This window comes from Limnobacter sp. (genome assembly GCF_964228395.1).
Classification (GTDB): domain Bacteria; phylum Pseudomonadota; class Gammaproteobacteria; order Burkholderiales; family Burkholderiaceae_B; genus Limnobacter.
The window spans coordinates 1-7,293 of the sequence record NZ_CAXQZX010000141.1 but is presented as its reverse complement, the minus strand read 5'-3'; the positions used below and the strand labels follow the sequence as shown (position 1 = coordinate 7,293).

Genomic DNA, 7,293 nt, shown 5'->3' with positions numbered 1-7,293 from the left:
CGAAAATGTCGCCATTGCATCCGATTCGGTTTCCCGCCAAGCGGGGGCTTGGCGGGGAAACACGCCTCGGCCCCTCGGTGTGGGCCAAACCGGGCGGGCTGCCCTGAATCGGCCTGCGCGGCCAGTGCCACCCCAGCCCCGGCGCTGCGCTTGGCCATGCCGGTGATTCGCGCAACCGTGACTCAAGCGGGCGCAAGACCTGCTCGCACGCAACCTGAGCCGCCTTCGCTTGCCCAGAAGCCAGCAGGGGCCAATGCCCCTGCAGCGACCTTCAGGACAATCTGCCCGACCGTGCCAAGAATGAACGGTGCCCCAAAAGGGGGCAGAGGCCCGACCCGACCTTCAGTTTTGGAGGGCGGGCCTCAGTTCAGGCGAGGCTCAGGGAGGGAAACACAGATTGGCCGTCGCAAAGGGGCATGGACCTGCTTGCTTCAAGGAGCAAGCGAACGAAAGGGGCACGGGTCTACTTGCTTCAAGGCGCTTGCGCCACGCCAGCCCGCGCCAGACAGGAGCTTGCCCACCGCTGCCAGCCGCTTGCCACCTAGAATAACCCTTTCTAGGTACTGCTTTCTGCCGCGCTTCATGCCACAAAGACACCATGAGCCCCCTGTCCCACACCATTGATTTGTCCGATGCCTTGTCCCGCGCGCGCCAGCGCATGGGCTTTTGTGCATTGGCTTTTGCCGTGGTGTTTGTCGCCACCCCGGGCGGGGCCATTCAAGGCGATGCGGCTTTGTTCGCTTTCATGGTGGGCTTGCCTGTGTATGGTCTGTTATCCGGCTTGCAGGCCTGGTTAATTTCGGAGCGTGAGCACGGCTGGCAATGGCTTGAGCGCGTGGCCTACCTGCTGGACTTGCCCATCATTGGATTGGGTCTGGCCTTGGCGCCCGCGTACTTGTATTTTTTGTCGCCCCTCATGGCGGTGGTTGCGCTGATTCGCGGTATTCGCTATGGGCCTTGGGCTTTAGCCTTGCACTCGGTGTTGTCGGCAGTCATCTTGGTGGCGGTGTATTTGCAAGTGCCCGCTTGGCAAGCCTTGGGCGAATTGGTGGTGGCCAATCTGTTTTTATTGGCGGCTTTGCCCTTGCATTTTTACCGGGTGAGTGAGCGTATCCACGCCAATTCAAAAAATTTGCAGGTGGCCAACCTCACCGACCCGCTGACCAAAGTGCCCAACCGCAAAGCCTTGGAATTGGCGCTTCAGGATTTGATGGCCCAGCAGCGTCCCTTCGTCATTTCTTTCATGGATCTCGACAACTTCAAATGCGTGAACGACACCTTGGGACACGCCACAGGCGACAAGTTGTTGAGGCGCATTTGTGCCAAGTTGTCGGTGCGTTTGCGCACAGAAGACCAGGTGTTCCGGTTGGCGGGCGATGAGTTTGTAGTACTCAGCACTGGTTTTGCAAAACCCGAGCTGGCCAAGGCGCTGGGGGAGAGGATTCAGCAAGCTGTGCTAGAAGCGGTGAACTACACCACGCCGGGCATGGCGGTCTCGGCCAGTGTGGGCATTGTGTTTGCCAAAGACTCAGCGATTGGCGTAAGCAAGCTGCTTGAGAAAGCCGACCAATTGATGTACCAAGCCAAAAAAGCCGGTAAAAACACGGTGCTGGTCGAGGCGAATTAAGCTCGCCCCCGGCAATCAGCTTTTGCCCGTGCAGTGGCTTTTTTCTTGAGGGGCCCGATGTTCGGGGTTTTGAAGGCCGGAGGGCTGGTGCGTGTAACTACACTCGCTGATTGCGCCGTAGTTGGTCTCAAGGGACGCAAAGGATTTGCTCACCTGAACCGAAACAAACAACACCAAGAATGCAGCGATTAAAGCCCAGAAGAAGCGCTGGTTACGCCTGAAAAACGCGCTTATGTCAAACATCTCAGCCTGTCAAATAAATAGAAGGTTAACTGTTGTAATTTTTTGACAATTATTCAAACAAATGATGGGCAAGTCAATCGGTTTTTTACGGTTAAAAAACGATTAGTGCCTACATTCCAATTGTTTAACCCAAGTAAACGGTCACTTGGTGGGTTTGTGCAGTTCACCCACGTCCAAAATGGGGGCCGCGTCCAGCCCATCGGCGCCCATCAGTTCAGTGACGCGCCCCAGCACACCTGCCACCAAATGCTGTTCCCAGTTGGGCAGTTGGTTAAATCGTTCGGCAAAGCGGGTTTGAAGGCTTGATGGAGCCTCGTTGACCTCTCGCACGCCTTTTTCCGTTAGCACCACTTCCAAACGGCGTTTGTCGCTTTCGCTGCGAATTTTTTTCACCAAATCGCGGCTTTCAAGTTTTTGCAAAATCACGGTGGAGGTCACCGGTGACAGGGTGAGGGCTTTGGCCAATTCACCGGGTGAAATGCCGGGGTTGTCGGCCACCGCTTGGAGGGTTAGCAGTTCGGAGGTGGCCATGTCGGCCCGCTTGGCGAGTTCCCGTGCCCCCGATTCTGTGGCGCGTATGATCCTGCGAAGGGAAATAAGGCTGTCTTGTAGGGTGCTGTTCATGGCCGCCGAAGCAATAGAAATGTTATGAATTTTTGAGAATTGTAGAGGGTTCGCAGTGCTTTGGGCCGGAATTTGTTGGGGGGGTAGGCCGCCAATGCAGAAAAAGAAATCCGGGCGAGTCGCCAGGGTTCAGCACCCAGTTTGCAATAGTTTATAAAGTAAACTATAATGATTGTGTTCTTTCATAAAAACTCTGTAAATAATTGATTTTATTTATTGAGCTTTTACGAAAGGATGAGAAAGTTATTTACTTTTTTAACTAAAAGAATTCCTGCCAATAACAGGGGTTTCTCGTCCACATGTCAAACAGTGATGTCGTTTTACGACACCCCACCCTTGAAGATGGCACAGCCATTTTCGATTTGGTTGATGCCTGTAAGCCGCTTGACCTGAATTCCCACTACCTGTATTTGCTTCAGTGTAGCCATTTTGCAAGCACCTGCGTGGTGGCTACCCTGCATGGCGAGCCTGTTGCGTGGGTATCGGGCTATGTGCCACCCCAGCAACCCAACACCTTTTTTGTATGGCAGGTGGCTGTGGGTCAAAAGGCCCGCGGCATGGGCTTGGGCAAGCAACTCATCGAGTGGGTTGTGGGCCAGCAGCAGGGCATTACCAAAATTCACACATCCATTACCCCCGACAACGAAGCGTCGTGGGGCCTGTTTAAGTCGTTGGCTCGCCGTTGGGGCAGCGATTTAACTCAAGCGGACTGGTTTGACAGCCAGGCCCATTTCGGCGGACGGCATGCAACCGAAGTTTTGGTTGAAATTCCCCTGCCAACAACCAAGGAGTAAAAAACCATGAGTAGCGACACCAAGTCAATCGACTTCCAAACGCTTTCCAAAATTCGCACATTTCAAAAAAATGAGTCTGAAGCGCGCAGCTATTGCCGCAGCTTTCCAACTTTGTTTGTGAAAGCCAAGGGCAGTGTGATGACCGACATGAACGGTGTGGAGTATCTCGATTTCCTGTCTGGAGCGGGCAGCCTGAACTATGGGCACAACGATCCCGAGATGAAATCGGCATTGCTCGACTACATCGCTGATGACGGCATTGGTCACAGCCTGGATATGCACAGCGCAGCCAAGGCCAAGTTTATTGATGTGTTTAACCGTCACATCCTGAAGCCTCGCGGCATGCAATACCGCATGCAGTTCACCGGGCCAACAGGCACCAATTCGGTGGAGGCGGCCATCAAGCTGGCGCGCAAAATCACTGGGCGCAAACAAATTATTGCCTTCACCAATGGCTTTCACGGCGTAACCCAGGGTGCGCTGGCCTGCACGGCCAACAGCCACCACCGTGGGCCATCCATGGCCACCCTGTGTGGCGTAGACCGCTACCCTTACGACGGCTACATGGGCGAGGGCGTGGACACCACCGAGTATCTTGAAAAAATGCTGACCGACAAGTCCAGCGGCCAGGATGCCCCAGCCGCCGTGTTGGTGGAAGGTGTGCAGGGTGAGGGCGGTTTGAACCCCGCTTCCATGAAGTGGTTGAAAAACCTTGCCAAAGTGACCCGCAAAGCAGGCGCCATGTTGATTCTCGATGAGATTCAGGCTGGCGTGGGCCGTGCAGGCAGCTTCTTTAGTTTTGAAGAGGCCGGCATTGAGCCAGACATGATTTGTTTGTCCAAGTCGCTTTCTGGCATGGGCTTGCCCTTGGCGGTCACTCTGATTCGCCCCGATCTCGATTTCTGGAAGCCCGGTGAGCACAACGGCACCTTCCGCGGAAATTGCCATGCCTTTATTACAGCAGCGGCTTCCATCGAAAAATATTGGAGCAACCCCGCCTTTGAGCGTGGCATTGCCCAACGCGCCGAGGTGGTCAACAACAGCCTGGGCAGCATTTTGAAGGCCAACGACAACGTGGCTGTGCGCCTGAAAGGTCGCGGCATGATGCAGGGTGTTGAAATGGCATCGGGCGCGTTGGCAGACGAAGTGGTGGCCGAATGTTTCAAGAACAAGCTGATCATTGAAACCTGTGGCAACGAAGGCCAGGTGGTGAAAGTGTTTGCCGCCCTGAACATCGAGCTCGAAGACCTGAAGCGCGGCTTGACCATCCTTGAAAAAGCAGTGGCCAAGGTGAGCGCACAGGCGCAGAAGAGCAACAAAGATTCGAAGGTGAAAGCATGATTGTCAGAAAACTGAGCGAGGTGCAGGGCAGCGATCGGCACATCCATTCCAAAGGTTGGGACAGCGTTCGCATGCTCTTGCGTGACGACAAGATGGGTTTTTCGTTTCACATCACGACGATTCACGCGGGTGCCGAGTTGCACATGCATTACAAAAACCACTTGGAGAGCGTGTATTGCATCAGCGGCAAGGGCGAGATCGAAGACAAGGCCACTGGCCAGGTGCATGCCATTGAGGCGGGCACCATGTACGCCCTTAACCTGCACGACCAACACACGCTGCGTGCCTTTGATGAACCCATGGTGATGGCTTGCGTGTTTAACCCGCCAGTCACCGGGGCCGAAGTGCACGATGAGTCTGGCGCCTACCCGGCGCTGGCCGAGTAAATCCGAAAAAACCAATACCGAGGAGGAACGAATGATTGTTTCCGCCGTAAGAGATCCTTACCCCACCCGCGACAAAGTGGAGGGTGCCTTGATTCGCCGCGCCGAGCCTGTTGTGTATAGCCAATGGGCCGAGGGTGCACCCCTTACCCAAGCGCAAACCGAGCAGTTTGAGCGGGACGGCTACCTGGTGCTTACCGATGTGTTTAGCGCCCACGAGTTGGACCAATTGCGCGCTGCCAGTGAGCGCTTGGCCAAGGTTTGCCGTGGTCAGTACGATGAAAAACTGCTGTGTGAGCCAGGCAGCGACCAATTGCGCACCCTGTTTGGCATCCATGAGGTTGAAGGCTTGCTCAAGAGTACGGCCAGCAACCGTCACATTTTGGATGTGATCGAATTCTTGTTGAACGACGAGGTGTACATTCACCAGTCGCGTTTGAACTTCAAGAGCCCCCAGTACGGCAGCGGGTTTGAATGGCACAGCGATTTCGAAACCTGGCATGCGGAAGACGGCATGCCCGGCATGCGTGCCATCAGTGCCACGGTGCTGCTCACCGATGAGGTGTCTGCCGACGGTTCGTTGAAGTTTATGCCCAAGAGCCACAAAACTTTTGTGGCTTGCCCGGGTGAAACCCCGGACAATTCCGTGCAGGAGGCCTTCAAAAAACAAGCCGTTGGCAAGCCCCCTGCACTGTTTTTGGATTTGCTGGAAGAGCACGGTGGGATTGAAGAGGTGGTGGCCCCGGCCGGGTCGGTGCTTCTGTTTGACTGCAACGTGATGCATGGTGCGGGCAAAAACACCAGCGAGTTTTTGCGCGCCAATTTGTACTACGTGTACAACGCGGTGAGCAACGCGCTAAATGCGCCCTATGCCGCCGATGAGCCGCGCCCCGAGTTTATGGCCAATCGCCAGTTCAAGGCGCTGCGCCAGCGTGTGGTCGACGAGCGTTTGCAGGCGGCATAACGTTTTGCACCGCGCAACCTTGCCAACCCTCAACCGCGCCGCACCCGCATGAGCCTGGGTGCGGTGTTTTTTTTGACCCTTGCCGTGGTGCTGGCCATTGGCCTGAGCTCGGCTCGCCTGGCCAAAAGCAGCGCTGCGGACTACTTCGTGGCCAGCCGCAGTGTGCCCCCTTGGCTGGTGGCCTTGTCTGCTGTGGCCACCAACAATTCGGGTTACATGTTCATAGGCCTCATCGGCTTTACCTACGCCGTGGGCGTGCAATCGGTGTGGCTCATGGTGGGTTGGATTGCGGGCGACCTGTTGGCGTCCAAGCTGGCCCATGAGCGCTTGCGCGACGAGGCCCACACCCGCGATGCAAACAGCATCATTACCTTGCTGGCGCGGTGGGGTGGGCAAGAGCGGCGAATTTGGCAATGCCTTGCGGCCTTGCTCAGTTTTGTGTTTTTAAGCACCTACGCGGCGGCGCAAATCAGCGCGGGTGGCAAGGCGCTAGAGGCCATGTTGAATCTGCCCATGGCTGTTGGCATGGTGATGGTGGCCCTGGTGGTGATCGCTTACAGCATTGCGGGCGGCATGCGTGCATCCATCTGGACCGATGCTTGCCAAAGCGTGCTGATGATCGGTTCAATTGCTGTGTTGCTGGTGGTGGCGACCCTGCACGAGGGCGGGTTGAACCAAGCCGTGGCCAAGGCCAGCCAAATCGAGGGCTTTTTACAAGCCACACCCACGGGGCTTGATTGGGGCGGCTGGACGGCCCCTGCCATGTTTGTCATGGGCTGGATGTTTGCTGGCGCTGCGGTGCTTGGGCAGCCGCACATTGTTAGCCGCTACCTGGCACTGGACGACACCCGAAAAATGAACCGCGTGCGTGGGTGGTACTACAGCTACTACTTGGTGTTTTATGCCATGGCCACCGGTGTGGGCTTGTTGTCGCGCTTGTATTTTGGTGAGCAGGGGGATTTTGATGCCGAGTTGGCTTTGCCCACCATGGCCCGTGAATTGCTGCCCCCCTGGTTGGCTGGTTTGCTGCTGGCCGGTATATTTGCGGCCACCATGTCCACCGCCGATTCACTGGTGTTGTCGTGCTCGTCGGCCATCACGCAAGACCTGCCCAAAAAGCCCCTGCAAAAGCGCTGGGCCTTAAAGGCAGCCACGGCGGCCACCACGGCCTTTGCCCTGAGCATCGGTTTGATGAGCGAGCAAAGCGTGTTCTCCCTGGTGGTGTGGGCGTGGGGCACCCTGGGCGCTGCCTTTGTGCCTATTTTGGTGTGGCATGTGCTTGGGGCGCGTTTGTCGACCTGGGGCATGGTGGCCATG

General features: G+C 56.3%; 7 protein-coding genes. 6 read left to right on the top strand and 1 reads right to left on the bottom strand.

Annotated elements, in window-relative coordinates; translation table 11 throughout:
- Positions 1-598 precede the first annotated feature (598 nt).
- Positions 599-1,627 (top strand): GGDEF domain-containing protein, encoded by a 1,029-nt coding sequence (locus ACEQU8_RS11960; protein WP_370263874.1) that lies wholly within the window; start codon positions 599-601, stop codon positions 1,625-1,627.
- Between the two features lie 384 nt (positions 1,628-2,011).
- Here the strand turns inward: ACEQU8_RS11960 and ACEQU8_RS11955 are convergent, their stop codons facing one another.
- The gene (locus ACEQU8_RS11955) at positions 2,012-2,494 is read right to left on the bottom strand and encodes a MarR family winged helix-turn-helix transcriptional regulator (protein ID WP_370263871.1); all 483 of its coding nucleotides are present in this window, start codon (positions 2,492-2,494) and stop codon (positions 2,012-2,014) included.
- 299 nt (positions 2,495-2,793) lie between these two features.
- On the opposite strand from ACEQU8_RS11955, the gene ectA reads away from it, so the two are divergent.
- From ectA to ACEQU8_RS11930, 5 genes are all read left to right on the top strand, one after another.
- Positions 2,794-3,288 (top strand): diaminobutyrate acetyltransferase, encoded by a 495-nt coding sequence (ectA, locus tag ACEQU8_RS11950; protein ID WP_370263869.1) that lies wholly within the window; start codon positions 2,794-2,796, stop codon positions 3,286-3,288.
- Positions 3,289-3,294: 6 nt separating this feature from the next.
- A complete protein-coding gene (gene ectB / locus ACEQU8_RS11945; protein WP_370263868.1) occupies positions 3,295-4,629 on the top strand; it encodes a diaminobutyrate--2-oxoglutarate transaminase in 1,335 nt (444 codons plus the stop codon).
- Positions 4,626-5,015: an ectoine synthase gene (locus ACEQU8_RS11940; protein ID WP_370263866.1), complete on the top strand. Its 390-nt coding sequence runs from the start codon at positions 4,626-4,628 to the stop codon at positions 5,013-5,015. Before ectB ends, ACEQU8_RS11940 begins: the two co-directional genes overlap by 4 nt.
- A 31-nt stretch (positions 5,016-5,046) precedes the next feature.
- Positions 5,047-5,976: a phytanoyl-CoA dioxygenase family protein gene (locus ACEQU8_RS11935; RefSeq protein WP_370263864.1), complete on the top strand. Its 930-nt coding sequence runs from the start codon at positions 5,047-5,049 to the stop codon at positions 5,974-5,976.
- A gap of 48 nt (positions 5,977-6,024) precedes the next feature.
- On the top strand, positions 6,025-7,293 hold a 1,269-nt coding region (locus ACEQU8_RS11930), incomplete at its 3' end, for a sodium/proline symporter (protein WP_370263862.1).